This is a genomic window from Kistimonas scapharcae, assembly GCF_039540975.1.
In the GTDB taxonomy this organism is placed as follows: Bacteria; Pseudomonadota; Gammaproteobacteria; order Pseudomonadales; family Endozoicomonadaceae; genus Kistimonas; species Kistimonas scapharcae.
This window is the reverse complement of the sequence record NZ_BAABFL010000029.1, coordinates 1-606: the sequence shown is the minus strand read 5'-3', so window position 1 is coordinate 606 and position 606 is coordinate 1. Positions and strand designations below refer to the sequence as shown.

The following is a 606-nucleotide window of genomic DNA, read 5'->3' as shown; positions in this document are numbered from 1 at the left end:
AATCAGGCTCGCCAATACGTAAGGTGACGGGGGTGTTCAAGTAGACCAGAATCGGTGTTCAAGTAAACCAGAATATGCACGGGGGAGGTTCACGTCCCACACGAGCGCCTTGTTATGCATTTTTGCCTCTGCGATGGAAAGCATATACACACATGCCTAGTCCTAATGAATTTAGAACCCCAAACCCAAAAACGAGACCAGCTGTGGGCAATATAGACTTAGCCATAAACTCACTGTGATTCGTCCATAAATAATCATTTATAGGTATTGCTAATAGGCCGACTATAAAAACAATCCTGATTACCACTGTGGCTCAGCCAGCTTGAGAAGCCTTGCTNAAATCAAAGCGCCGGTTAAATCGATAACAGTATTCTGCAAGGTATCGTGGCAGATGCCTGGGGCTAATATTGTGGTAACTGCCTCTCAGGGAGTTTTTGACGTTCCCGATCATGGTGTTGACCCACGTAAACAACTCATTGGCCATCGATTCATGACCACCTCCTGTCACTACTGCAGTATGTGAATGTCCAGCGTCGACTATTCCCGTGAATGCGCCGAGTCCATCACTGACAACACAACAGGTATGATCCCCGAGATGTTTATTCG

1 pseudogene is annotated in these 606 nt (G+C 46.4%); it reads right to left on the bottom strand.

The features are described 5' to 3' along the window. Positions 1-343 precede the first annotated feature (343 nt). A pseudogene (locus tag ABD892_RS02320) lies at positions 344-606 on the bottom strand (transposase); the annotation flags it as partial.